Annotated in this window: 28 protein-coding genes and 1 other RNA gene; 18 read left to right on the top strand and 11 right to left on the bottom strand. The window is 55.4% G+C overall.

What is annotated here, in order from left to right; translation table 11 throughout:
- The 7 genes from MWU61_RS05810 to MWU61_RS05780 form a co-directional block, all read right to left on the bottom strand.
- Positions 1–1128, bottom strand: coding sequence for an SPFH domain-containing protein (locus tag MWU61_RS05810; protein ID WP_247127343.1), 1128 nt, complete (start codon positions 1126–1128; stop codon positions 1–3).
- 80 nt (positions 1129–1208) lie between these two features.
- Complete coding sequence (locus MWU61_RS05805; RefSeq protein WP_247127342.1) at positions 1209–2180, bottom strand: DUF2927 domain-containing protein; 972 nt, start codon at positions 2178–2180, stop codon at positions 1209–1211.
- Positions 2181–3371, bottom strand: coding sequence for a toxic anion resistance protein (locus tag MWU61_RS05800; RefSeq protein ID WP_247127341.1), 1191 nt, complete (start codon positions 3369–3371; stop codon positions 2181–2183).
- Between the two features lie 27 nt (positions 3372–3398).
- Positions 3399–4271, bottom strand: a complete 873-nt coding sequence (locus tag MWU61_RS05795; RefSeq protein WP_247127340.1) for a 5-bromo-4-chloroindolyl phosphate hydrolysis family protein — start codon at positions 4269–4271, stop codon at positions 3399–3401.
- Entirely contained in the window at positions 4271–4477 is a 207-nt protein-coding gene (locus tag MWU61_RS05790; protein WP_247127339.1) for a hypothetical protein, read from the bottom strand. Before MWU61_RS05790 ends, MWU61_RS05795 begins: the two co-directional genes overlap by 1 nt.
- Before the next feature lie 55 nt (positions 4478–4532).
- Positions 4533–5354: a tellurium resistance protein TerC gene (locus MWU61_RS05785; protein ID WP_247127338.1), complete on the bottom strand. Its 822-nt coding sequence runs from the start codon at positions 5352–5354 to the stop codon at positions 4533–4535.
- A gap of 72 nt (positions 5355–5426) precedes the next feature.
- Positions 5427–6239, bottom strand: coding sequence for a pseudouridine synthase (locus MWU61_RS05780; RefSeq protein WP_247127337.1), 813 nt, complete (start codon positions 6237–6239; stop codon positions 5427–5429).
- Positions 6240–6361: 122 nt separating this feature from the next.
- Here MWU61_RS05780 and MWU61_RS05775 point away from each other — a divergent pair, with 122 nt between their 5' ends.
- From MWU61_RS05775 to MWU61_RS05735, 9 genes are all read left to right on the top strand, one after another.
- Positions 6362–6811, top strand: coding sequence for a nucleoside deaminase (locus MWU61_RS05775; RefSeq protein WP_247127336.1), 450 nt, complete (start codon positions 6362–6364; stop codon positions 6809–6811).
- 88 nt (positions 6812–6899) lie between these two features.
- Entirely contained in the window at positions 6900–7187 is a 288-nt protein-coding gene (gene gatC, locus MWU61_RS05770; RefSeq protein WP_247127335.1) for an Asp-tRNA(Asn)/Glu-tRNA(Gln) amidotransferase subunit GatC, read from the top strand.
- Positions 7187–8665: an Asp-tRNA(Asn)/Glu-tRNA(Gln) amidotransferase subunit GatA gene (gatA, locus tag MWU61_RS05765; RefSeq protein WP_247127334.1), complete on the top strand. Its 1479-nt coding sequence runs from the start codon at positions 7187–7189 to the stop codon at positions 8663–8665. Before gatC ends, gatA begins: the two co-directional genes overlap by 1 nt.
- 37 nt (positions 8666–8702) lie before the next feature.
- Positions 8703–9476, top strand: coding sequence for a hypothetical protein (locus MWU61_RS05760; RefSeq protein ID WP_247127333.1), 774 nt, complete (start codon positions 8703–8705; stop codon positions 9474–9476).
- Positions 9477–9532: 56 nt separating this feature from the next.
- Positions 9533–10147, top strand: coding sequence for an N-acetylmuramoyl-L-alanine amidase (locus MWU61_RS05755; RefSeq protein ID WP_247127736.1), 615 nt, complete (start codon positions 9533–9535; stop codon positions 10145–10147).
- An 11-nt stretch (positions 10148–10158) separates the two neighbouring features.
- Positions 10159–10539, top strand: an RNA gene (gene rnpB / locus MWU61_RS05750) — RNase P RNA component class A.
- A gap of 106 nt (positions 10540–10645) precedes the next feature.
- A complete protein-coding gene (locus tag MWU61_RS05745; protein ID WP_247127332.1) occupies positions 10646–11047 on the top strand; it encodes a PAS domain-containing protein in 402 nt (133 codons plus the stop codon).
- Positions 11048–11161: 114 nt separating this feature from the next.
- Entirely contained in the window at positions 11162–11329 is a 168-nt protein-coding gene (gene rpmG, locus MWU61_RS05740; RefSeq protein WP_072857731.1) for a 50S ribosomal protein L33, read from the top strand.
- A 185-nt stretch (positions 11330–11514) separates the two neighbouring features.
- Positions 11515–12246, top strand: coding sequence for a transcriptional regulator FnrL (locus MWU61_RS05735; protein ID WP_247127331.1), 732 nt, complete (start codon positions 11515–11517; stop codon positions 12244–12246).
- Here the strand turns inward: MWU61_RS05735 and MWU61_RS05730 are convergent.
- Positions 12243–13082, bottom strand: a complete 840-nt coding sequence (locus tag MWU61_RS05730; RefSeq protein WP_247127330.1) for a universal stress protein — start codon at positions 13080–13082, stop codon at positions 12243–12245. The genes MWU61_RS05735 and MWU61_RS05730 overlap by 4 nt on opposite strands.
- 187 nt (positions 13083–13269) lie before the next feature.
- On the opposite strand from MWU61_RS05730, the gene ccoN reads away from it, so the two are divergent.
- From ccoN to ccoS, 9 genes are all read left to right on the top strand, one after another.
- Positions 13270–14868, top strand: coding sequence for a cytochrome-c oxidase, cbb3-type subunit I (ccoN, locus tag MWU61_RS05725; protein WP_247127329.1), 1599 nt, complete (start codon positions 13270–13272; stop codon positions 14866–14868).
- 12 nt (positions 14869–14880) lie between these two features.
- On the top strand, positions 14881–15606 hold the full coding sequence (ccoO, locus tag MWU61_RS05720; RefSeq protein ID WP_247127328.1) for a cytochrome-c oxidase, cbb3-type subunit II: 726 nt from the start codon (positions 14881–14883) through the stop codon (positions 15604–15606).
- Between the two features lie 12 nt (positions 15607–15618).
- Positions 15619–15804 (top strand): cbb3-type cytochrome c oxidase subunit 3, encoded by a 186-nt coding sequence (locus MWU61_RS05715; protein ID WP_247127327.1) that lies wholly within the window; start codon positions 15619–15621, stop codon positions 15802–15804.
- Positions 15801–16676 (top strand): cytochrome-c oxidase, cbb3-type subunit III, encoded by an 876-nt coding sequence (gene ccoP / locus MWU61_RS05710; RefSeq protein WP_247127326.1) that lies wholly within the window; start codon positions 15801–15803, stop codon positions 16674–16676. The genes MWU61_RS05715 and ccoP overlap by 4 nt, the downstream gene beginning before the upstream one ends.
- 190 nt (positions 16677–16866) lie before the next feature.
- Complete coding sequence (locus MWU61_RS05705; RefSeq protein WP_247127325.1) at positions 16867–17463, top strand: hypothetical protein; 597 nt, start codon at positions 16867–16869, stop codon at positions 17461–17463.
- Between the two features lie 71 nt (positions 17464–17534).
- Entirely contained in the window at positions 17535–18947 is a 1413-nt protein-coding gene (gene ccoG, locus MWU61_RS05700) for a cytochrome c oxidase accessory protein CcoG (protein WP_247127324.1), read from the top strand.
- On the top strand, positions 18947–19411 hold the full coding sequence (locus MWU61_RS05695) for a FixH family protein (protein ID WP_247127323.1): 465 nt from the start codon (positions 18947–18949) through the stop codon (positions 19409–19411). Before ccoG ends, MWU61_RS05695 begins: the two co-directional genes overlap by 1 nt.
- On the top strand, positions 19408–21552 hold the full coding sequence (locus MWU61_RS05690) for a heavy metal translocating P-type ATPase (RefSeq protein ID WP_247127322.1): 2145 nt from the start codon (positions 19408–19410) through the stop codon (positions 21550–21552). Before MWU61_RS05695 ends, MWU61_RS05690 begins: the two co-directional genes overlap by 4 nt.
- A 5-nt stretch (positions 21553–21557) precedes the next feature.
- On the top strand, positions 21558–21746 hold the full coding sequence (ccoS, locus tag MWU61_RS05685) for a cbb3-type cytochrome oxidase assembly protein CcoS (RefSeq protein ID WP_247127321.1): 189 nt from the start codon (positions 21558–21560) through the stop codon (positions 21744–21746).
- Here the strand turns inward: ccoS and MWU61_RS05680 are convergent.
- The 3 genes from MWU61_RS05680 to MWU61_RS05670 form a co-directional block, all read right to left on the bottom strand.
- Positions 21697–22950, bottom strand: coding sequence for a cytochrome P450 (locus MWU61_RS05680; protein WP_247127320.1), 1254 nt, complete (start codon positions 22948–22950; stop codon positions 21697–21699). The two genes, ccoS and MWU61_RS05680, sit on opposite strands and share 50 nt — an antisense overlap.
- On the bottom strand, positions 22947–24065 hold the full coding sequence (locus tag MWU61_RS05675; RefSeq protein WP_247127319.1) for a sulfotransferase: 1119 nt from the start codon (positions 24063–24065) through the stop codon (positions 22947–22949). Before MWU61_RS05675 ends, MWU61_RS05680 begins: the two co-directional genes overlap by 4 nt.
- A 77-nt stretch (positions 24066–24142) precedes the next feature.
- Entirely contained in the window at positions 24143–25672 is a 1530-nt protein-coding gene (locus tag MWU61_RS05670) for a hypothetical protein (RefSeq protein ID WP_247127318.1), read from the bottom strand.
- Positions 25673–26127: the final 455 nt, after the last annotated feature.

Here is a 26127-nt window from a genome sequence, read left to right as displayed (position 1 = left end):
TTATGCTCCGGGTGGGGGCGGTGGTGCGACGGTGAAGATGCTGTTCAGATCAGCAACGTCTTCGGCACGCATCCAGCCGTCTTGCCCTTGGGTCCAAACCATAGTGTCACGTGTCAGCGCACCTTCGGTGACTTTGCGGCCCATCGCAGCTTTGGAGAACGGGCCAGTGACGTCGCCCGCGACGGCAATATGCCAAACATGTTCCGCAGGTGGCGGCGGTGGAGGCGGAGGTGCCATCGCAGCCGGTTGTTGAGGTGCTGCACCCCATGGTCCGGCTTGCGGGGCTTGATTGAACATTTGACCCATGTTCATGCCAAGACCTGCGCCCATGCCCATACCCATTGCTTGACCAGCGGCAGACCCTTCAGCCCCCATCGCTTGGGCCGCTTGATATTTCAGATGGTCATCAAGATTGCCTGTGATGCCGCGCGATGTGCGGGTATCCAGCGCCTTTTCCACGGCAGGGGGGAGGCTAATGTTCTCGATGTATAATTCCGGTAGCATGATGCCGTATTGCGCAATCGTCGGGTTGATCGCATCCGCAATCAGCTTGCCAACTTCGCCTGTATTCGCGGCCATATCAAGCACTGGAATACCGGATTTCGCGATCGCGCGGCTGAATTCCTGTACGATGATATTGCGGATTTGGTAGCTGATTTCGTCTGCCGTAAATTCACCGTCCGTGCCCACGATTTCGGTCATGAACCGTGCGGGATCGCTGACCTTCATTGTGTAGGTGCCGTAAGCGCGAATCCGTGTTGGTCCAAATTCGGGGTCGCGCAACATGATCGGGTTCTTGGTGCCCCATTTCAGGTTCGCAAAGCGGGTCGTATCGACGAAATAGATCTCGGATTTGAACGGCGATTTGAAACCGTGATCCCAGTGCTGCAGCGTCGTCATGATCGGCATGTTGTTGGTTTCCAACATGTACAGACCTGGCGTGAACACATCAGCCATCTGACCTTCGTGCACAAAAACAGCGGCTTGGCCTTCACGGACGGTCAGCTTCGCGCCGTATTTGATTTCGTGACCTGCGCGTTCAAAACGCCAAACCATCGTGTCTTGGGTGTCGTCGGTCCAGTGGATGACGTCGATAAATTGGCCAGAGAGGAAGTCGAGAATGCCCATGTGCTTGGCCCTTTCGTATTTGATGTTGTCGGTATGCTAGGCAGCGGTGCGCCGCATGGCAAGGTCATGAAAAACGGACCCTATGTAGGACCGGAAGCGAGTAATTCGCGGGCGATGACCCGCGCAATTGGGGCGGCTTCGGCGGCGGACATACCAGTGCGGAACCGCGGATCGTAGAGCATTTTCAGCAGCAATTCGTCGTGTGTTGTCAGCAACCCAAATTCTTCGTCGTCGTTGAAAATGGACGGGCGGGCCTGTGGACTGTCGTTGGCAAGGCCAAGCCCCTGCGCCAGCTCTTCGTGGAAACAGGACGTGCGCAAGAGATCGGGGTGTTCGGAGCGGATAATCGCCACGGCTTTGGAATAACTGGCACCGCCACCTTCGGAAAAGGCGACGACGATGCAAAGCTGGTCGCGCGGCAGTTGGGTGATCGCTCGCAAAGAGCTTTCGGCGATGCCGGGCACGATTTCACGCAGGCGGTCGCGGTAGGTCGCGCGGTCATCTTCGCCAAGTACAAGAACGTGGAAATTAGGGTCAGCGTCCGTTTGCAGGATCGATAGACCAGATACGCGCGATAGTCGCTGCGCATAGGCGGCCACTGTGGTGCGGTCGCGTGATTGTTGTTCCGGCGTAACCGAGGCCCCGAATTCCATCGTCATGCGCACGGGCATATCCCAGCGGCGTAAACGTGAAAGGGTGGCCTGCGGACGCAATACATCGCCGTCGGTGACGTATTCGTCAAACAAAGCGATCCGCACGAAATTACGTGCGAGAACGGTGTCGGTGAACGGGGTATCGGGACCGCCGCCATCACCGCGCAACAGGCCTTGCGTCAGCAGGTCATTTTGAAGCCGCCGGTAATACGTCGCCAGCGCTTTGCTGGCTTCGCTTGGTTCCGTGATCACGGGAGGGGCCAGTTCTTCGACGGGTTCCGGACGACTGACCGGTGGCGTGTCGGGGACTGGCGTGACGGGTGGTGTGGTTTCGCAAGCGGCAAGCGTCAGTAGGCCCGTAAGGCCCGCCGCGCGAATAATGCCGCTTGCGTTTGTCACTTAAGCACCTGTCGCAGTGCCGATGGTGTCACCGGTTTTGTCACCGCGTGCTTTGGCGGACGCGAGCGTGTCTTTTAGCTCTTTTTCCATCTTGATCATGTCGGCTTCTGCCTCGGCGCGCTTGCGCTTGCCTTCGTCCGCGATTTCCAAGCTTTCGTTGATCGTGGCGATCAGATCGGCGTTCGCTTGTTTTACCGCGTTGATGTCGAACACGCCGCGTTCCATTTCGGTGCGGATAACTTTGTTCGCATCGCGCAGGTTCTTGGCGTTGGCCGTCAGCAGTTCGTTCGTCAGGTCGTTCGCGCTACGCACAGCTTCAGCCGCTTCGGCAGAACGTTGAATAGTGACGGCCTGAGCCAGTTGGGTTTCCCAAAGTGGCACTGTGTTGACCAAAGTCGAGTTGATCTTCGTGACCAGCGACTTGTCATTTTCTTGCACAAGGCGGATCGACGGCAAGGATTGCATTGTCACCTGACGTGTCAGTTTCAGATCGTGCACACGGCGTTCCAGATCGTCACGGGCCGCACGCATATCGCGCAATTCTTGCGCCATCATTACCGCGTCGTTTTCCGGGGCTGCTTCTACTTCTGCAACCTTGGCAGGGATTACGGTTGCATCCAGTTCTTCGAGCTTCGCTTCGCCAGCCGCGATGTAAAGGGCGAGTTCGTCGTAGAATGCGAGGGTCTTGTCATACAGCACATCAAGGCTTTCGATGTCTCGCAACAGCACGCCCTCGTGGCGCAACAGGTCTTCGGTTATACCGTCGATCTGGCCTTGAACGTCTTCAAAACGCGCGACAAATTTGGCCATTGGTGCAGCACGACCCAACAGTTTTTCCCACCAACTGCGTTTACGACGCACATCGAGTTCGGAAACCGAGAAACCGCGGATCGTTGATACGATGTTGCGCAGGCTGTCGCCCGCTGGCCCGACGTCCTTATTGCGCACGCCTTGCAGCATGGATTGTGAAATTTCTTGCAATTCGGCCTGTGCGCCGGACCCAAAAGAAATGATCGACTGTGTTTCGGTGATGTCGATTTCGTTCATGCGTTTTGTGATTTCAGCTGACGTTGGTGCATCAGCTGCCGCTAGCGGAACAAGGTCGCCCATCGGTTCAGCCAGCACAACAGCTGTCACTTTTTCAACATCAGCCAGCGTTGCGGCAGCTTTTTCGCGGATCGTTTCAGACATATTGTCCCCCTAGGTTAGCGACCTGTTTTACAGGCCGTCACGCTGCAATCGGTCGCGCAGCACTTTGATTTCGATATCCATATCCGTCCGGTCATCTTCCATCATCTTGTCAGTCCGGGCGGCAAAGTTGTCTTGTAGGTCGTCAAGCAGTGCGATGTAGTCGGTCCGCACAGACGGATCAGGTTTACGCGTATACAGGTCCACAAACTTGACCGTCGCGTCGCGCGCGCCTTCAAGATAGACCCCCAGATACTTTCGGGCGCGTGTCAGGTCGCGCGGGTCTTCTTCGACCGTGCGGGCCATTTTACGGGCCGTCGCATCGAAAGACGCAACACGTGCCGTCAAATCACGGTCTTCGAGACGGGCGATGTGATCTTTCATCGCAGCAAGGCTTGCATCGGCTTGATCCACGACGCGGGCAACGCGGTCTTGTTGGAAGGTATCCACGCCTTCCATCCGCTTGTCTTTCAACGGGTCAACGCCAAAGGCCACGGTATGCAGGACTGCCCCGACAATGCCGTAGATCACGGACCCGATCAGCCCAGTATCGCCAGTGTATGCGGCCAAAGTAACACCCAAACCGGTTGCCAAAGACGCGATCATCTTGCGCGGGATCGCGGGTTTACGTGCAACACGGCGGGCATCGTATTCGGCTTGTGCCTGCAGTCCCTCGCGCGTGAACCATGCCGCGAAGGTCAACAATGCTGCACCAAGTAGTGCGATTGCGAGCATCGCAGGGCCATCATTGATTGAAGTGAAGACAAGAATAATTGCGGGCACGAATAACAAAGTCGTGCCTTTCGTGTTGTCTTCAATTGGCCGGTCGGGTGGTGTTTCACGGATGTCCGCACCAGAAGACGCCCCGTTCGGGCTATATTTTCCGCCAAATTTCTTCGCCATTACGCTGCCCCCAAAAAGCCGCTGGTCACGCCAAACAGCAAGATCACAAGCACGATGAATGCGATTGTCCGGATCGTTTCAGGCAAGGTTTCCCCAATGCTTTTTTGCGGTGGTGCCCCGTTGAACCACCTGAGTAACGCCCATATGACCAAGCCACCCATGATTGCGGGGAGTAGCAATAAAAAGAGCAGCAATAGTTTGATCATGGTTCACAGCGTTGGTTACCTCGGGTTGGTCAACAGATAAGCACCGTTTCGGAAATTACGAATGTTTCTGGTTTGCTGCCCGTTCTGCGTTCAGCTTCCGCGCGTAGCCGGATTGCAGGATTTCAACAGCAAACAATACGACAACAGAGAAGTAGAATGTGGATTTCGACATTGGAATAATGTCTTGGCCAAAGACCTTGATCCCCATCGAATCGTCATGCATCGCGTGGGATGCGGCAACACCCGCTTCACCAAGAAGCACAACACCGACGATCAGCAGGATAAAGAGGCCAAGCACCTCGTACATGCGGTTTTTCTCAAGAAACTTTGTTACGCCGTCGGCGAGCAGCAGCATTGCGAGGCCGGACAGCAGAATTGCTGTTGCCAAGATTGGGAACACGTCCGTGATCGCAAGGGCAGACAGAACCGAGTCGAACGAGAAGATCAGGTTCATCATGACGATCAGCAGTACGACCTGAACGGCGGATTTTCCGGATTTGCCTTCAACATCGTGGCCAAGGTGTTCGACCGACAGCATGTGCCGGATTTCCTTAATCGCCGTGTACATGATGAACACGCCGCCAAAGACGAATACGCATGTGGCAAAGTTTACGGCACCTTCCAGAACGCCTTCCCATGCGAATGTGTAAAACGGTGCGGCTAGCGCATCGATCAAGCTGATCATCACAAACAGCAGAACAACCCGCAGTGCCACCGCGATGATAATTCCCCAAAAGCGCACCGACTTCTGCTGGGCGACGGGCGCGCGTTGGCTTTCAATCGAAATATAGAGAAGGTTATCGAACCCCAGAACCGCCTGCAAAAAGCAAAGCATGATGAGATTGGTTGCGTTCTCGAGTGTTAAAAGATCAGCCACGTGTGTCGTTCCCTATTCTGGCAGTGCGCGCGTCACGCATATTGTGCATAACCCGTAAACCGCCACAAGGGTTCAACGTCTTGTGTTTTTCCCCGTAGGGCGGCCTTTTACGGGACGATTGACTGGTTTGCGCGTGCGTGTCGGGGTTGGTTTGCCGGACAGGCCCAATTGATCGCGGACAACGCGCTGCTTCACTTCTTCCACTTCGCCTTGCGCCAGTGCGCCTAATTGGAACGGGCCATAGCTGACGCGGATCAAACGGTTCACGGTCGCGCCGATGGCTTCCATTGCGCGGCGGATTTCGCGGTTCTTGCCTTCGCGGATGCTGATGGTCAGCCATGCGTTGGCACCTTGTTGGCGGTCAAAGGTGACGGTCATAGGCTGGTAATTAACACCTTCGACGCTGATACCTTCACGCAAACGGTCAAGGCTGGCCTCTGATGCGGACCCTTTGATCCGAACGCGATACCGGCGCAGCCACCCTGTGCTGGGCAATTCCAGTTTGCGCTTCAATTCACCGTCATTGGTCAACAAAAGCAGGCCTTCGGAATTGATATCCAACCGCCCCACAGACATCACGCGGGGCATATCTTCAGGCAAGTTTGCAAAAACGGTGGGTCTGTCGCGTTCATCGCGTTCGGTCGTCACGAGGCCTGCGGGCTTGTGATACAGCCAAATGCGGGGCGGATCAGGTTCGCCCACAAGTTTGCCATCAACAGTGATCCGCGCGCCACCGATGATATTCAGGGCAGGGCTATCAATGACCTTGCCGTTTACGGTGACACGCCCTTCGGCGATCATACGTTCGGCTTCTCGGCGGGACGCAATCCCGGCACGGGACAAAACTTTGGCGATCCGGTCGCCCTTTGGGATATCATCTGACATGTGTGCAGCCTTACGCACCACAGGCGGTCGAGGCAATGGCCCGCCTTTCTTTTGGCCTTAAATATCCCCTCCGGAGGCATCCGACACTTGCGCCAGACACTACATTTGCGTGACAACACCGCATGAAGTTTCAAAGTTACATGGATATTGCGCTGACCGAAGCCAGAGATGCGGCTGCGCGTGGTGAAGTACCAGTCGGGGCCGTGATCGTGCGGCAAGGCGCCGTGCTTGCAAGAGCCGGCAACCGGACCCGTGAACTCAACGACCCGACAGCGCACGCCGAAGTCCTGGCTATTCGTGCAGCCTGTACCGAACTAAGACAGGAACGCCTGACTGGATGCGACCTGTATGTGACCTTGGAACCCTGTCCGATGTGTGCGGCCGCAATCAGCAATGCGCGGATCGCGCGGCTTTACTATGGGGCGGCCGACCCCAAATCAGGTGGTGTCGCTCAGGGCCCGCGTGTCTTTGCACATGCCCAGTGCCATCATGCCCCCGAAATCTACGACGGAATTGATGCGCTCGCGTCTGAAGAAATGCTCAAATCCTTCTTTGCGTCTCGCAGGCGTTAGGTTTTCGCATTCCAACCGCCGCATGTCCTTGCAGGCCACCCCACGGGACGGTAAACGCGACCTCGATATCAGACGGAGACACGGCCCCATGTCCATTGACACAGAAACCGCCCGCCGCGTGGCAAAACTTGCCCGCATTCAGGTAGAGGACGACGCATTGCCTGCGCTGGCGTCCGAATTTAGCGCGATTCTCGGGTTCATTGAGCAGCTTAATGAAGTTGATGTGGGCGGTGTTGAACCGATGACCTCTGTCACGCCGCAGCGTTTGAAGCGCCGCGAAGATGTCGTGACCGACGGCGACCAGCAGGAAAAAGTGCTGGCCAACGCCCCTGATGCTCGTGAAGGGTTCTTTGCTGTGCCGAAGGTGGTTGAATAATGACTGATCTGTCCAAACTGACAATTGCTGGTGCCCGCGATGCAATGCGCAAGGGCGACGTGTCTTCTGCGGAATTGACCGAAAGCTATCTGAAATCCATCGAAGGGGCCGGCGCGCTGAACGCATTTGTGCATCACACCCCTGATATCGCGATGGATCAGGCCAAAGCTGCGGACGTGCGCATCAAAGCGGGCGATGCCCCTGACATGTGCGGTATCCCGTTGGGCATCAAAGATTTGTTCTGCACCAAAGGTGTCGCGTCCCAAGCGGCGTCCGGTATCTTGGAAGGCTTCAAGCCGGAATATGAATCGACTGTGACGACGCAGTTATTCGACGCGGGTTCCGTTATGCTTGGTAAGCTGAACATGGACGAATTTGCGATGGGGTCGTCAAACGAGACCTCTGTTTACGGCAATGCCGTGAACCCTTGGAAAGTTGACGCTGAACTGACACCGGGTGGGTCTTCTGGTGGGTCTGCGTCTGCCGTTGCCGCTGATTTGTGTCTTGGTGCGACAGGCACCGATACTGGCGGGTCTATCCGCCAGCCAGCCGCGTTTACCGGCACAACCGGCATTAAGCCAACTTATGGCCGCGTATCCCGTTGGGGCGTTGTCGCTTTTGCGTCGTCGCTTGATCAGGCTGGTCCGATGACCAAAGACGTACGCGACAGCGCGATTATGCTGGAAGCGATGTGTGGTCACGACCCGAAGGATTCGACGTCCGCTGACATCGCAGTGCCCAACTTTGAAGCAGCCCTGACAGGCGATATCAAAGGTAAAGTCATTGGTATTCCAAAAGAATATCACATGGACGGCATGCCCGAAGAAATTGAAAAGCTGTGGAAAGACGGCACCGCAATGCTGAAAGACGCAGGTGCCGAAATTCGTGACATTTCCTTGCCGCACACGAAATATGCGTTGCCTGCGTATTATGTGATTGCGCCAGCAGAAGCGTCATCCAACCTTGCCCGTTATGACGGTGTGCGGTTCGGTCATCGTGCAAAGCTCGAAGCGGGCGACGGCATCACCGAAATGTACGAAAAAACCCGCGCGGAAGGCTTCGGCGCTGAGGTGCAGCGCCGCGTGATGGTGGGGACATACGTACTGTCCGCCGGTTTCTACGACGCCTATTACAACCGTGCCCGTAAGGTGCGTGCGCTGATCAAGCAGGACTTTGATAAAGTTTATGCAAGCGGTGTTGACGCGATCCTGACGCCAGCAACGCCGTCGTCTGCTTTTGCGCTTGGCGCTATGAAGGATGCCGATCCGATCCAGATGTACCTGAACGATGTCTTTACGGTCACAGTGAACTTGGCTGGTCTGCCAGGGATCGCAGTGCCTGCGGGCCTTGATAAAAACGGTCTTCCGCTGGGTCTGCAGTTGATTGGTCGTCCTTGGGAAGAGGGCGATCTGCTGAACGTTGCCTATGCGCTTGAACAAGCCGCAGGATTTGTGGCCAAACCGGCGAAGTGGTGGTAAACACACCGCTGATTTCAAACGATTGGGGTGTGACCTCGTGAAAATTGGTAGTTTCAGCCTTGTGGCTGTTTTGGCCTTGGCCGCATGTGAAGTAACACCACCCGCTGTCCCTGATAGCGGGCGTGGTGTCGGTTTTGGCGATTACGCTGATTTCGAATTGGATCGCGCACGGCGCGAGGCGCAGTTGCAGGGCCAAACTATTGGTGCCCCGCTTTCCGCGACGCGTCAGCCTGTGATTTCGAATGAAACACCAAGCGCGGCAGGCGCTACCACGTCAGAACAAGCGATTCCGACATCAGATTTGGCTGCTGCGGGAATCGGAACAAGCGCGGCTGTGACGACTGCGCCGCTCAACGCGACCTCTGCGGCACCAATCGGTGAAACAGCAGAAGAACGCGAGCGTCGCCTGGCAAATAACCCAGAGATTTCGGACGAAAACAGCTTTGACGCTGTGTCGAGCCGCGAAACGATCGAAAGTGACGCGCAGCGTCGTGCCCAACAGGCCGAAGCGTTGATCGTTGTCGAACCTGTTCCACTGCCAGAAACACGTGCTGATTCTGGTCCGAATATCGTGTCTTATGCGATTAACGCGCCAAACCAGAAGGGGCAGGAATGGTATTCCCGTTCGATCCTGTCTGGCGAATCGCGGTTTTCAAGCAACTGTGCGACTTATGGCAGTCCAGATGCCGCACAGCGTGATTTCTTGATTCGTGGTGGCCCAGAACGCGATCCGCGTGGGATTGATCCGGATGGTGACGGGTTCGCTTGTGGCTGGGATCCTGCGCCATTCCGCGCGGCGGCTGGAAACTGACCCTTACACACCCATCGCCGAACTTTGGCCCACGCCGAGAAGCGTGTGTGCCGGATATGGTTGTTTTGCATTACACAGCAATGGCGTCTGCAGATGCGGCGTGCCGAACGTTGTGTAATCCCGACAACGAAGTGTCAGCCCATTATTTGATTGACGAGGATGGCACCGTTCGGTCGATGGTTGCCGAAGATCAGCGTGCTTGGCACGCGGGTGCAGGCGCGTGGGGTGATGTTGTTGATGTGAACAGCCGCTCGATCGGGATTGAGATCGCGAATGATGGATTTTCCCCGTTTGCGATGCCACAGATAGATGCGCTGATTGTGCTGCTTCATGGGATCACACAGCGCTGGTCAATCAAACCTGAACGGATCATTGGGCATTCTGATATGGCGCCAGGACGCAAGATTGATCCTGGCGTGCGGTTCGACTGGCGTCGCTTGTGGTGCGAAGGGTTAGGCGTTTGGCCCATAGAATCAGGTGCGTCTGACGTCAGCTTTGCAGAGATGGCCGCGCGATTTGGCTATCGCTGTGATGATCCGGATTTACTGTTGTCCGTGTTTCGGATGCGTTTCCGGCCATGGGCGGCAGGTCCGCTTGATGCCACCGACATTGCGTTGATCACTGATCTCGCCACCCGTTTCCCCGTTGACGCAGGCCCGGCCACGGCCTAAGCGGCATCTGCGCGGATGGCTGGATGGCTGCGGCATTTCGATGTCGAGGAAAGTCCGGACTCCACAAAGCACGGTGCCGGGTAATCCCCGGCGGGGGTAACCCTAGGGACAGCGCCACAGAGATGTAAACTACCCGCGTCCGCGCGGGAAAAGGTGAAACGGTGGGGTAAGAGCCCACCGCGGACGTGGCAACACGGACGGCACGGCAAGCCCCACCGGGAGCAATGCCAAATAGGGACCGCGTGTCGCCCGCAAGGGAGACGGGGATGCTTGACCCCCAGCAGGTCCGGGTTGGCAGCTAGAGCGGCGTTGGCAACAACGTCGTCAGATGAATGGTCATCCATTCGGGGCAACCCGAAGGACAAAATCCGGCTTATAGGCCGTCCGCGCAAAATTTCTTGTTTCGCAGAATGTTGATTTCTCTGGCGTTTGTTAACCATTTCATCCCAAGCTGGAACCAATCCCGAAGTGAGTCGTTCTGCTTTGTGAGGGGATCGTATGATAGTTCAAAATGACCCAACCACACTGGAAATGATCGGGGCCACCGCCCCAAGACTAAGACGTGACGATGTCCGCAGTGCCGCGACATGCGTCGCAGTTTTATCTGACACGGGTCGTGTCGCACTGGTAAGCGACGTATTTGTCGAAACGATCGGTCTTGATGACGCAACCCAGATTATTGGTCGGAGTTGGTGCAAGACATGGCCCGCAGATGCGCATGCCCCGTTAACTGTTGCATTAAATCGCGCGTGGCGCGGAATCGTCTCAACATATTGGGCGCGGTTTCCGAATGCTGAAGGCTTGCCTGTTGACTGGGACATCCGGATTTCGCCGATTTTTGATGAAGCTGGCGACGTCGCTTCTGTGCTCGCGGTGTCCCGCCCCGTAACAAAGCACTAATGCTGGCCCAAAAGCGGGTTATTGCGGTTGACTCGGACCGCTGCACGGGTAAAAGGCAGCTTCTATAGATATTCACCCGCAGGCCGTTTGGGCCGCATACCGGAGAGATGAGCCATGGCGAAGCCTACCACCATCAAAATCCGCCTGAACTCCTCTGCAGGGACCGGGCACTTCTACGTCACAAAAAAGAACGCACGTACAATGACTGAAAAGATGGTCATCAAGAAGTACGACCCTGTTGTGCGTAAGCACGTTGAGTACAAAGAAGGTAAGATCAAGTAAATTGATCCCATCTTTGGAAGAGTTAAGCCGCGCATCTAGCGCGGCTTTTTTCGTTTTGGGTCATGACATTTGGCGGTTCGCAAAATGAGAGGCTAACACAACGTCACCTGCGACATCGCAAGAGCTGACAATCCTTAGCTGATCGTGGCATACTCATATCAATCTCAGTATTTAGCAGGCAAATAATGGACCTTCAGGCGTCGTTTGAAAAAGATCGCAACTGTAGTGGCTGCCCAATTCGTCATCGCGCCGTGTGTGCGACCTGTGATGAAGACGAAATCCTCGTGCTCGATGAAATGAAGTATTATCGTTCATTCGATGCGGGCCAGCCAATTATGTGGGCTGGTGACCCTATGGCGTTTGTAGGGTCAGTCGTAAGCGGCACCGCAACAATTGAACGACTGATGGAAGACGGGCGTAAGCAGACGATGGGTTTGCTGCTGCCTTCTGATTTTATCGGGCGTCCCGGGCGGGAAACAGCGACTTATGATGTAACGGCTGTCACCGATGTCACGCTGTGCTGTTTCCGCAGAGATAGCTTTGAAAAGATGGTCGAGGCGACGCCACACGTGGCCCAACGTCTGATGGAAATGGCTCTGGATGAATTGGACGCCGCGCGGGACTGGATGTTGCTGCTTGGCCGCAAAACAGCCCGCGAGAAAATTGCGACGTTCCTGATGATGATCGTGCGCCGGACGAGTGAAGAAAAAACGCCCGCTGCTGTAGCAAATAAGAAGATCAGCTTGCCACTGACACGCGAAGCGATGGCAGATTACATGGGGCTGACATTAGAAACAGTCAGCCGCCAATTTTCCAAGCTACGCAAGGACGGGTTGATCGTGATGGACGGAAAGCGTGTCATCACGATCCCTGATGTGGGTGCCCTTCAGGCAGAAACGGGATCTGACCTAGGTTAATGCGCCATAAGTAAGGGTAGGGTGGTCAGCCGTAGCATGTCCCGCGTGACGCCCCCCAAGATCGCTTCGCGCATTCTTGAATGACCATATGCGCCCATGACCATGAGTTCGACGTCTGTCTCAGCCGCTCTTGCCAATAGCTGCGCCGCAATAGACGGCTGCGTGCGGGCATGAATAGCGACGTCAACTTTTGCACCGTTGCGCACAAGGTATGCCGCAAGTTTTCCACCGGGATCCGACCGGTCCGGGGCGTGCATCGGTGGGTCGACAATCGCAATGGTCGTAATCTTTGCATCTTTCATTAGGGGGAGCGCTGCGCGGGCTGCTGCCATAGCTTCGACCCCGTCGTCCCATGCGACTTTGATGTTGGTAAAGTTGCCCTTCATTTCAACGCCTTGGGGCACCACCAAAACAGGCACGTCTGCGCCAAATAAACATGCCTCAAAGGTCATAGCATCAATGCGGTCATTGTTGCCTTGATGCGGGGCGGGCAGGATTGTCAGGTCAAAAAAGCGCATATGGTCTGCCAAAAACGGATCAAGCCCGCCCGGCATCACGGTCACGGACTGCACGTCCCATTTGATATCTTCTGATGCCAAACGCGCTTGTGCGGCGGTTTCAAGTTGGTCGGCTTCTTCGCGCGCCAAATCGAAGTTTTGTTGGACCGCGATGGCGTGGGCGCCTGCATAATAGAAACCAGGCTCTGTTTCATCGACGCCTGTGCAAAGCACATGCAAATGGGCGTCGTGATGGCGTGCAAAACTAATCGCGAATTCCAGCGCGGAATTGTCCGCATCTTTATTGTGAAGAATCGTCGCTATCGATGTGTAGGTCATGATCATCCTCCGATGTTGTGCGGGCAAGGTGCCGTAACTTGTCGAAGGGGTCTTTGATCTAGCGCAATATCTTTTCCTTCCATTTCTTGACCCAGATCAATGTCGCTCACGCCGCCGTGAGCCAAAACGGGCCAATGAATAGGACCGCGTCCAATTGAGTCGGGGTCTCAAGAAAGGGGTATTTGCGATGTTGAACTACCTAAAGCTTCTTGCGTTAGGCATCGTTATTTTGTTCGCAGCGGTCGCGTCGAGTTTCGCACGCGATGTGGCCTATCAGGTCCACGCTGTATTAATCATGCTTGTTGCGTCCGGCATGTTCATTTGGGTTTTGCGCCAAACGGACGAGCCGGTCACGTTGGTTGATACCAACGGTTATATGGATGGCGTCATCCGTTACGGTGTTATTGCCACAGGGTTCTGGGGCTGTGTCGGATTTTTGGTCGGCGTTGTGATTGCTTTCCAATTGGCTTTTCCGGCGCTCAACCTTGAATGGGCCCAACCCTATGCGAACTTCGGTCGGTTACGCCCACTGCACACAAGTGCGGTGATTTTTGCCTTTGGTGGCAACGCGTTGATCATGTCTTCGTTTTACGTTGTGCAGCGGACCTCCGGGTCGCGGTTGTGGGGCGGGAACCTCGCGTGGTTCGTGTTCTGGGGTTATAATTTGTTTATTGTTTTGGCGGCCACTGGTTATCTCCTCGGCGCTACCCAATCCAAAGAATATGCCGAACCTGAATGGTACGTTGATATCTGGCTGACCATTGTTTGGGTCGCCTATCTTGTCGTGTATCTCGGGACGATCTTCACTCGCAAAGAAAAGCATATCTACGTGGCGAACTGGTTCTTCCTGAGCTTTATCGTCACTGTCGCGATGCTGCATATCGTCAATAACCTGTCCGTGCCTGTGTCCATTTGGGGCAGTAAATCGGTGCAGGTTTTCGCAGGCGTTCAAGATGCGATGACCCAGTGGTGGTATGGCCACAATGCGGTTGGCTTCTTCCTGACGGCGGGCTTCCTCGGCATGATGTACTACTTCGTGCCAAAGCAGGCAGGTCGTCCGGTCTTTTCTTATAAACTGTCGATCATCCACTTCTGGGCATTGATCTTCCTTTATATCTGGGCTGGTCCACACCACCTGCACTACACCGCGTTGCCTGACTGGGCATCTACATTGGGTATGGTGTTCTCGATCATCCTGTGGATGCCAAGCTGGGGTGGTATGATCAACGGTCTGATGACCCTGCAAGGGGCTTGGGACAAGCTGCGGACCGATCCGATTATTCGGATGATGGTTGTGTCGCTCGCGTTCTACGGCATGTCCACTTTCGAAGGACCGATGATGTCGATCCGCGCTGTGAATTCGCTTTCTCACTATACTGACTGGACGATTGGTCACGTGCATTCCGGTGCGCTTGGTTGGAACGGGATGATCACCTTTGGTGCGCTGTACTTCCTGACACCAAAACTGTGGGGCAAGGCATCGATGCATTCGATGGCTGCGATCAACTGGCACTTCTGGTTGGCCACGATCGGTATCGTTTTGTACGCGTCATCCATGTGGGTCAGCGGCATTATGGAAGGCCTGATGTGGCGTGAAGTCGATGCGCAAGGTTTCCTCGTGAACTCTTTCGCTGACACCGTGACTGCGAAGTTCCCGATGTATGTGGTCCGTGGCCTGGGTGGGGTTCTGTACCTGACCGGTGCCCTGATCATGGCGTGGAACATGTTCATGACGATCCGGGGTGGCGAAAACGTCACCGCCCCGGTCGGCGTCCCAGCAGAATAAGGAGCCTTAGACATGGCATTTCTTGATAAACACCAGATGCTGGAACGTAGCCCGACATTGCTGTTGGTTGGTTCCTTCCTTGTGGTCACCATCGGCGGGATTGTGGAGATTGCCCCGCTTTTCTACCTCGAAAACACGATTGAGGAAGTGGAGGGGGTACGTCCGTATTCCCCTCTCGAACTCACCGGACGCGATATCTACATCCGCGAAGGTTGTTACAACTGCCACAGCCAGATGATCCGTCCGATGCGTGACGAGGTCGAACGGTACGGGCATTATTCATTGGCTGCAGAGTCGATGTATGATCACCCGTTCCAATGGGGGTCAAAGCGGACTGGTCCTGATGTCGCCCGTGTTGGCGGTCGGTATTCCGATGCGTGGCATGTGGATCACCTGATTGATCCGCAATCCGTTGTCCCAGAATCCATCATGCCGAAATATGCGTTCTTGATGGATACAGTGATCGACGGCGAATACCTCCAAGATCTGATGGAAACTCATCGCTTTGTGGGTGTTCCGTACACCGACGAGATGATCGAAAACGCGAACGCCGACTTTAAGGTCCAAGTGGACTATGACGGCGACTGGGATGCGATGTTGGAACGATACCCGAATGCGGTTGTGTCCAACTTTGACGGACAGCCTGAGCTGACAGAGATGGACGCACTTGTTGCCTATCTGCAGATGCTGGGCACTTTGGTCGACTTCTCAACCTTCACCCCCGACGCAAGCCGCTAAAGGAGCAAGATCATGGATACATATTCTTTCCTGCGCGAATTGGCGGATAGCTGGGTTTTGCTGGCGCTGACGTTGTTCTTCATCGGTACGATTTTTTGGGCGTTCCGCCCCGGCAGTCGTGACGTCCACAAAGAAGTCGCAGACATCCCGTTTCGCAATGAAACCGCCCAAGCTACCGATCCGGAGGCAAAATCATGAGTGATCCAAACAAAGACAAAGATATCGACGAAGCAACCGGTGTCGATACAACAGGTCACGAATGGGACGGCATCAAAGAACTGAACAACCCCTTGCCGCGGTGGTGGCTATGGTCGTTCTACCTGTGCATCATTTGGGGCATTGGCTACGTCATCGCCTATCCGGCTTGGCCGCTGATCAATGGTGCTACAACGGGTCTGCTCGGGTATTCGACACGCGGTGAAGTTGCCGCCGAGATTGACCGCTATAAGGACCAGAACGCTGAACTGACCTCTGCCTTGGCCGAAGTCGAACTGGCGTCGCTGGGCGACGACGCAGAACTGAACCGCTTTGCGGTGTCTGCGGGTGGTGCCGTATTCCGCACCAATTGTTCCCAGTGTCACGGGTCTGGTGCGGCGGGTGCCAAAGGCTATCCGAACCTGCTGGATGATGACTGGCTGTGGGGCGGCACGATCGAAGACATCGCTTACACCGTGAACCACGGGATCAGAAATGAAACCGATCTGGATGCCCATTGGTCCCAGATGCCAGCCTTTGGTGAAATTCTTGAGAAAGAAGAGATTTCTCAGGTTGTTCACTACGTGATGTCGCTGTCAGCAGCTGAGCATGACGCGGCTAAGGCAGAAGCGGGCGCGGTTTTGTTCGACGAACAATGCAGCGCGTGTCATGGCGCCAATGCCGAAGGTGACTACGGTATCGGTGCCCCGAACCTTGCGGATGCGATCTGGCTCTATGGCGGGGATGAGGACACGTTGGTTGAAACCATCACCTATTCCCGCTTTGGCGTGATGCCCGCATGGGGTCCGCGCCTGACACCTGCTGATGTCAACGCAGTCGCTGCCTACGTCCATCAATTGGGCGGCGGCGAATAATCCCGCTTCCAACAGGGATAGTCCCGCGCGTGGAGTAGTTCACGCGCGCGGGGCTGATCGCCTCCGGTCCTGTTCGCACAGCCGGGGGCGATTTCTATTTAAGGTAGATGGACAAACTCCAAAATTTTGCCTTTTTCACGTCCCAATGCACCCCTAGGAAGCGACAGTGTTTCCAAGAGGTTATAAGACTATGCGCATTCTCAACATCGTTATTGCAGGCGGCGCTATCGCCAGCCTATCTGCCTGCAACTTTATCCAAAACCTATCGACTGACTCCGGCTTCCGAACTCCGTCTGCATCTGGCTTTTATTCAAGCGGTATCGACATTACTCGTTCGGGTCGTGAGATCGACGCGTCGGGTGATGGTTTTGCCTATGCCGCAGGCGGCAAAGACGGCGAAGGTCTGAAAGCAATCTCAGGGTTGATCCCTGGCACCGAAGTCAATTTCCGGCCAAATACGGGAAGCGGCACGTTTACTGGACGTTACGAGCTGTCGCAGATCAGCGGCATCGATATCAATGGCGATGAAATCTACGGCTTTGCTTCTAACGTTTCGGGCGCCATTTCGCTAAACGCTGATTTCGAGAACGACACACTGACGGGAAGCGCTGGCAATTTGACCGTGAATGGCACGATGGACGGACGCACTTTGGGTGGCACCGTGGCCTATCGCGGACTGAGCGGTCCGTTACGTGGCTTGGTCGGTGGCGATAAGACTGTGGGTGCGTTCCACGGTAACAATGCCAACCTGATTTATGCAGGCGGATTTATCGCTGATCGCGAATAGTTTGACTCAGGTCAAAGTCGACCGATCCCTGATCTGTTCTATAGGCTGTGCGAACAGGTCAGGACGAACAGATGAACACTCCCGAACCCCCTAAATTATTTGCGCCGCAGGAACCGATTTTCCCGCGGCGCGTCACCGGTTTTTTCCGCACGATGAAGTGGTGGATCATGGCCGTGACGCTGGGCATTTATTACCTCACGCCGTGGATCCGTTGGGATCGCGGTCCCGCGTTGCCTGATCAGGCGGTGCTGGTCGATATGGCGCATCGCCGTTTCTATTTCTTTTGGATCGAGATTTGGCCCCACGAATTCTACTTCGTAGCAGGCCTTTTGATCATGGCCGGTCTTGGCCTGTTCCTGTTCACCTCGGCGCTGGGCCGTGTGTGGTGCGGTTATACCTGTCCGCAAACTGTTTGGACCGACCTGTTTATCCTTGTCGAACGCTGGATTGAAGGTGATCGCAACGCCCGTGTTCGGTTGTGGAAAGCAAGCTGGGATATCAAAAAGTGGCGTCTGCGTCTGACGAAGTGGTTCGTATGGCTGTTGATTGCCGGCGCCACTGGCGGGGCGTGGGTGTTTTACTTCACGGATGCGCCGACGCTGGCTCAGGATTTGTTCGCGGGTACGGCCCATCCGGTTGCCTATACGACCATCGCCATCCTGACTGGGACCACATTCCTGTTTGGCGGTTTCATGCGCGAACAGGTCTGCATCTACATGTGTCCATGGCCGCGCATCCAAGGTGCGATGATGGACGACGATACGCTGACTGTTGCCTACCGCGACTGGCGGGGCGAACCTCGCGCGAAGAAGCGTCTCGAAGACACTGGCGATTGTATTGATTGTATGGCCTGCGTGAACGTCTGCCCCATGGGCATCGACATTCGTGAAGGGCAGCAGATGGAATGCATCACCTGTGCGCTTTGCATTGATGCCTGCGACGACGTCATGGATAAGATCGGCAAGCCACGCGGTTTGATCGACTATCTGGCGCTTTCGGATGAACCAGAAGAACGGGCAGGCAAGCCGCCAAAACCTGTGTGGAAACATATCCTGCGGACCCGCACGATCCTGTATACAGCACTTTGGTCTTTGATCGGTTTCGGCCTTGTGTTCGCGCTGTTCATTCGTGCGGATATTGACCTGACGGTCGAACCTGTCCGCAATCCACAGTACATTGTGATGTCGGATGGATCTGTCCGGAACACCTATACGATCCGTCTGCGCAATAAACACGGTGAACCCCGCGACTTCCGGATTTCACTGTCCGCCGATACAATCCTGCGGATTGCACAAGAAGGGTCTGATACGAATATTCTGACGGTCGCGCCCGACAGCACGACCCAAGTCCGCGTCTATGTCATTGCACGGCCACAAGACCCGGCAGCGACCGAACAGACCACGGATCTGCGGTTCTGGGTCGAAGATGTTGAAAACGGTGAACGCGCCCATAGGGATAGCGTCTTTAACGGAAAGGATCAGTGATGACTGAAGCTGTTCAAAAAGAACTGACAGGCCGCAAGGTGTTGTTGATCGTGTGTTCTGCATTTGCTGTGATTATCGGCGTGAACCTGACGTTGGCCTATAAGGCGGTCGCGACATTCCCGGGGCTCGAAACCAAGAATTCCTATGTCGCGAGCCAAGCTTTTGACGCCAATCGCGCCGCGCAAGAGGCGCTGGGCTGGGACGTCGGCGCACGTGTGGAGGCGGGTCAATTGCGTCTCAGCATCAAGCATGATGGCGAACCAGTGAAGGTCGACATTCAGTCTGCAGTATTGGGCCGCGCGACCAATGTGTCCCAAGATCAGACACCTGTTCTGGCCTTTGACGGACGGGACTACGTCGCACCCGTGTCGCTGGAACGTGGGAACTGGAACCTGCGTCTGGTCGCACAGGCCGAAGATGGCACGATGTTCCAGCAACGTATCATTGTGGAAACAGCCAAATGACGATGTCAGCATGTCCAGCATGTGACGCAGCGCCTTTGGCGGAAGCCGTCGCAGGCCGTGCGGTTGTCAGGTCTGATATGATCTTGTCCTTACCTGATATTCATTGTGCGGCCTGTATCGGCGGCGTGGAACGGACGCTTTTGGCTCTGCCAGAGGTGAATGCAGCCCGCGTGAACCTGAGCCGCAAGCGCGTCGTGATTGATGCGCCAGCGCTAGAGGTCGATGACGCAATCGCAGCCCTTGAAGCGGCTGGATATGCAGCGATGGAACTGGATAGCGGGCTGCTTGAAGGTGCCGATCGCGATGCCAAAGGGCGTGCGTTGCTGTTGCGCTTGGGCGTCGCGGGCTTTGCGATGATGAATGTGATGTTGTTCTCGGTCGCGGTGTGGTCGGGGGCGGCGCAAGCCACTCAAATCATGTTCCACTGGATTTCTGCAGCGATTGCCGTGCCTGCGCTCGCGTTTTCTGCACAGGTGTTTTTCAGCCATGCATGGACTGCGTTGCGTGTTGGTCGATTGAACATGGATGTCCCGATTTCATTGGCGATCATCTTGGCCGCTGGCATGTCCGTTTATGAAACGGCGCAAGGCGGGCATCATGTCTATTTTGATGCGGCGTTGTCTTTGACGTTCTTTTTGCTCGTAGGTCGGTATTTGGATCATCGGACACGGATGGCTGCACGGTCTGCAGCGCAGGAACTCAGTGCATTAGAAGTCCCTCGGACCAGCAGGTTGGAAGACGGCAAACCGGTGACAGTGAATGTCGCTGACCTGAACCTTGGCGACGTGATCGTGGTTCACACAGGTATGCGGGTGCCTGTCGATGGTGTCGTACAAAAAGGACGGTCAGAGGCGGATCGGTCATTCCTGACCGGTGAAAGCATGCCATTGATCGTGGGGCCGGGTGACGTGGTTGCAGCGGGTGATGTGAACCTAAGCGGTCCTCTGACAATCGAGGTCACGGCAATCGGCGAAGACACCACGCTGCGCCGGATGGCGGCTCTTGTCGAAACGGCAGAAGGTGCGCGTAACCGCTACACCGCTTTGGCCGATCGGGCTGCGCAAATTTACGCGCCCGCCGTGCATTTGCTGGCCTTCGTGACCTTTGGCGGTTGGATTTTTGCATCCGGCGACATGGTTCTTTCGCTGAATATTGCGATTTCAGTGCTTATCATCACATGCCCCTGCGCGCTTGGTCTCGCTGTGCCTGCGGTGATGACAGCAGCGTCGGGTCGCCTGTTCCGGCGTGGTCTCTTGGTCAAGAATGGCACGGCTTTGGAACGTCTGGCAGAAGTGGACACGGTCGTGTTTGACAAGACCGGCACGCTGACCGAAGGCGTCGCACGGATTGATACAGACAAGTTGTCACCGGAAGAACTGGCAGTGCTGTCAGCGCTATGCGCGTCGTCCAGCCACCCCGTGTCCCGCGCAATCATGCAAGCGATGCCACAAGATGTCGTCGCGGCTGATGTCCAAGATGTCCGCGAAGCTGCTGGATTGGGTGTCGAAGGCATCTGGCAAGGCCGGATCGTTCGTATTGGACGGGCCGAATGGGTCGGCGCAAAACGGTCGCCGGGTCTGTGTATTGGTCACAACTCTCCGGTTGAACTATCGTTTAGCGAAACCTTGCGTGCGGGTGCCGAAGATGCCGTCGCCGCCTTGAAGTCCGCTGGTTATCAAGTGGCCGTCTTTACTGGTGATACGCCTGAGGCTGCCAAAAAACTGGCCGCGACTTTGAACATTCTTGATGTACGTGCCGACATGCGTCCCGAAGAAAAACTGGAAGCTATCCGCGATATGACCGGTTCAGGTCGCCGCGTCCTGATGGTGGGCGACGGGCTGAACGATACGGCGGCACTGGCTGCGGCACATGCGTCGATGTCACCTGCGTCAGCTTTGGACGCGTCGCGTGCCGCTTCAGACATCGTTTTGTTGGGCCGTAGTCTTTCCGAAATTCCGGATGCTGTCGCGACTGCCAAATCCGCGCGTGCTCGCGTGATCGAAAACTTTGGGATTGCGGCGGGTTACAACGCGATTGCGATCCCGATCGCGGTCATCGGGTTGGCGACACCGCTGGCAGCGGCCGTCGCAATGTCCGCGTCTTCTATTACTGTGCTGTTGAATGCACTTCGTCTAAGGTGATCGATATGAATGTTTTGATTGTGCTTGTTCCGGTGTCTTTGGTCTTGGCCATCGCAGGGTTGTTGACGTTTCTATGGACGTTGCGCAGCGAACAATATGATGATCTGGACGGTGACGCGTGGCGGATTTTGGTCGAAGATGCCCTTAACCCGCAAGAACGCGCAGCCATAAAGGGCCATTCGGACGCAGGGTGATCTTTGGTTCGAGATTTGGTGCTGGGCCAACGGCCTCGAACTTGAGGCGCGCATAGGTTTGGCCAATGACTTCGGCGGCAATAGCACGGGCCATATGCAGCCCGATACAGCGATGCTGTCCAAGCCCAAACGGAATATAAGCGTGGCGATGCCTGTCCGTTTCACTTGCGTGACGGGTTGGGTCAAATTGATCGGCATCGGTCCAAAAGTCCGGATGTCTGTGGATCAGATAGGGCGAAATCAGTACGCTGGATCCCCGCGGGATCGTGAAGCCGCCGATGGTATCGGTCTGGATTGCACGACGTTCGACGATCCAAATAGACGGGTAAAGCCGGATTGCTTCCGCGAATATATACGCGGGGTCGTTGGTGTGCAGTGCGGCATCAGGGTTTTGTGCAACCGCATAGAATGCCCAAGCCAATGCGTTTGCCGTCGTTTCATGTCCGCCCAGTAATAAAGTCACTGCCGCGTCGCGAAGTTCTTGATCAGTTAGTCCGGCGTCGCCCTCTGCTTCGTGCGCGGTGATGAGTTGGGACAGCAAATCGTCAGGGCGATTGTCGGACGCACGTCGGGCATGGATCAAATCAAGAATCACATCGTCGATGGTTTGTACGGCCTGTTTGAACGCGGGGCGGTGCAGGTGGCGTGATAGCATCGCCGGATCAAGCGGGGCTTCTAACCTGCGCCACGTGTCTTGCAGAATGACCTCTAGCGCCGCCTCGATCCGCGCAGCATCGATACTGGATGAAAACAGAATACGGGCAGAAATGGCGATGACGAGATGCATCATCTCGGCGGCTATGTCGATCTTATCCGCAACAATCCAGCGATCTAACAGGGGCGCGAGCTCAGACGCAACGACGCGGCTTATGTCGCTGAACATCTTTGGTTGGAACACGGGCTGAATAAGACGCCTGTGGCGCGCCCAAGCGCCCTTGTTCGCCGACAACAGGCTGTCGCCGCAGGTCGCCCTAATCCGTTCCGCGCTGCGCGTGTTTTTATCGTAGCGGTCAGGGTGGCGGGACAGAACATGGGCAATATGATCAGGATGATTGATCAGATGCGCGGTGACTGGCCCGAAACGAAGCCGCACAACATCGCCATGATCACGCGCAGCATCCCCGAGCAGACCAAGCGCATCGGTTTTCAGATCGGCTAGCGACCCCCAGATCACGCTACTCTGCGGTCCCGGTGCGCGTGTCACTTCGGATAACCCCAAACATCAAAACTACGGGACCATCGGTCTGCTACAACGGCTTTGGTCGCGTCATCAAGCGGAGTGAAACTGTTCTTTTTGTAACCCGCGATACTGTTTAAATGGGCCTGCACCTTGGGTCTGTAGGCGTCGAACCCTGCAAGGCCGAGATGGTCATAGATTTTCGAAAGCTGCGCAATCGGGTCGGTTTCGAGCGCGTCAAAGGTGACTTCGCAAATGCGATTTTTGAGGAGCAACGCGAGGTCTTCGAAATAGGCATCGTACATGATTTCGTGGCGCTGCAGGATACCTTCGTCAATCTCATCAAGATTGGGACGTTGCATATACATGAACCACGTGGCCGTATCGAAGAAATGCCGTTGCGATTGAAAAACGCGATAAGGGTCGCGGTGTATGTGGACGAAACGCGCGTCTGGAAACATTTGCAGGATGGTTTTGATCCGCGCCGTGTGCGGAGGTGATTTCAGCAGTAAAGCACGCGGATCATTCAGCGTCAGTTTCTTGCAGAACGTCACGAACGCTGATTTCCAAGCAGCGACCTTGTCCGGCGCCACATCACGAAATGTCAGTTCGTCTTCGTAGTGCTGGCCCGTTTGTGGAAACGAAACGGCAAGGTAAGCTGACCGTTGCGACATGATCAGCGGCGCAAATTCGTCTTCTTGCGGGGATTGAAACGACATCGGCATGTTATCCATCGGCCGCTTTGCGGGGATCATCCACGCGAACAGTTTGGACACTGTGCTTTCCGTGGTCAGAAAAGTCAGCGGGTTCGTGACCTGAAACGTGTTGGGGGCGTGAAACAGGACGTCATCCTGCGCCATCAGATCGTGCAGATGTGTCGTCCCGCTGCGCCAGTGCCCAAGGATGAAAACCGGCGGCTGCGTGATTTCAACGGCATCGATCGCTGCGCCATACCGTTTGCGTTCGATAAATGCGTTCAACGAATTCAGCGGACTAACAAGCGTAATTGCGGCGGCGCGGTGCAAATAGGCTGGTGATATCCGGAACCTGTTTTCGGCCAAGACCTGCATCCAATGCCCAAAGGTCAGACCCATCAAGAAATTCTGTTGCAGGCTCCAACGATGTTTGAGCTTTGGCTTCATGATACGCACCATTGTTGAACTGCGCCTAGTGTGGCGCAGTTATAGGGTATCCGCCACTGTTATGCGTGGAAGGGGCTTTATCCCGCGGGACGTGTCCAGATTTCGATGCGGGTATCACGCGCAGTGGTGGCCCCATTCGGCAAGCACCCTGTTGCGCCCAAATGTCCGTAACCTGAAGCGGCAAGCGTGACATTTGGGCGATTTGCGGCATCCGGAGCAAAAGCTTGAAACGCTGCAAGAATATTCTCGGCTGCGGTTTGCGTGGACAGGACAGCGTCAGCGCCAATGTTCTGCGCATGAAAGCCGACAAAGTGGATTTCCTTATCGTCCAATACGCCACTTTGGATCGCATCGCGCAATCTGACGAAATGGGCACGCGTCCATGCACCTTCTGTCTGGGTTAACTCGCCGTCTGTAAATGCGGCCGACAATTGCTGCGCGTTTGCCAAAAGCTGTATCAACTTGATGGCTGATTGCTTTTGATCCGCGTCGAGCTGCTGGCTCATTATGTTGGCAACCCGCCAGTCTTTGTCGTCGGTGGGCAGTTGCATAAGCGTGTGGGGCGAAAAATCGGCCTCTTCGAACATGTCGGGAATCCCGACTGACGCCGCTTTGTCGAATGCTGCGTGCATGACTTGGGTTTCGAGAGGCGTGTTGTGAACGGCCAGCGTGGGCACCGTAAGGGGATAATCGCCGGCGCGTATTTCAAAATCCGTGGCCGCGTGGGTGACGCCGCAGCTATCTATAATGTCCAACGTATTGGATGCCCCGACCATTTCTGTCGGAACGATACTCATTCCGCCAGGCAATGTCGTCAGCCCTGTCATGATCGCATTTGCATCCGCCATCGAAAAAACCATTGGCGATGCGGGCTTGCGGGCAGGGTCCAGCACCACGGCTTGGACGTCTGCGTGCAATCGTGTGCCTGCTGCGGCTTGGATTGGAATGATATTCAGGTCGTTGCCGCCCAACTGCGACCAATTGGTGATTTCACCAGCGAGCACCTGCGACAGTTCGGGCATAGAGATGTGATCGACACCAATCTCGGGCGATGTCACCACACTAAGCGCTTTGATCGCAAGCATCTGCGTGGGCGTGGAACCAAGAGTCCACTCTGCGATAGTTCCGGTTCGGTTCGCGGCTGCGGCGTCGCTGATGACGTTGGTGATGATGATATCACCTTGGTCGGACTGGGCAGATGGTACAAAGCTGACTTTGGCAATTTGGTCCTGCGTTTCGTTTATTACCACGGTGTCGCCCGCACGTGCTGATCGGCTGGATGTCGCGGTTGTCGTAGTCAGGTAGGATTGCGCCAGCGAAAGATTTTCCGGCGACATCACGGCGATCGAAACAGCCTCTTCAATTGCGCTAAGTTTGACGCCCTCGGGGCAATCGTTGCCCGCACAAGTAACTTCGGCGGCGGGAACGCTGACATCACCTGCTGATGTCGCGACCATCAAAGTCGTCCCGTCAAACGATAGGATTTCGCCGCTGATCGTCACAAGACCGCTTTCGTGGCGCAGTTCCACCGGCTCCGCCTGCACTGAGAAAGGTATTGTCGATATGGTGGCGGCTAGCCCCGCTTTGAACATCTTACCTGACGGCATTATCGGCTCCCTCTTCGTATAGTCTTGGTGGTCTTGTTTTGTAGTCTTGGTGGTCTTGTTTTGCCGGATAACTGATCATTTGAATGTGTCGTTTGTTGGAATTTCGGTCGTGAAAAGTGCGTCTGGGTTGCGCCCTTTCAGCATGGGTAACGGAAAAGGTTAACAAATGAAGGCAATCAACACGCACACTTGGGGCGAAAAAAGTGACAGTCTGGATTTATAGGTGCGCAAATTCAGGGTGAATTCACCTTTAAATTGCATGGTATTGGGCAAAAATGCGGCCAGAGCTGTGATTAATGTATGCATTACCGCCCGTGTCTTGGACAAATAGTGTCGCTTTTCGGGATTCAGGTGTCGAATGCCGGGGTGCACTGAAAGGAATCACAGTCAACCAGATATACTTGGGGCCTAACCTTGGATCAGCAATTGCAATGCAACGGAAACTATCGCAGCTT

It is taken from the genome of Loktanella sp. F6476L, from assembly GCF_023015725.1.
In the GTDB taxonomy this organism is placed as follows: domain Bacteria; phylum Pseudomonadota; class Alphaproteobacteria; order Rhodobacterales; family Rhodobacteraceae; genus Yoonia.
The sequence above is the reverse complement of the archived record's forward strand: the minus strand, read 5'-3'. Positions and strand labels throughout refer to the sequence as shown.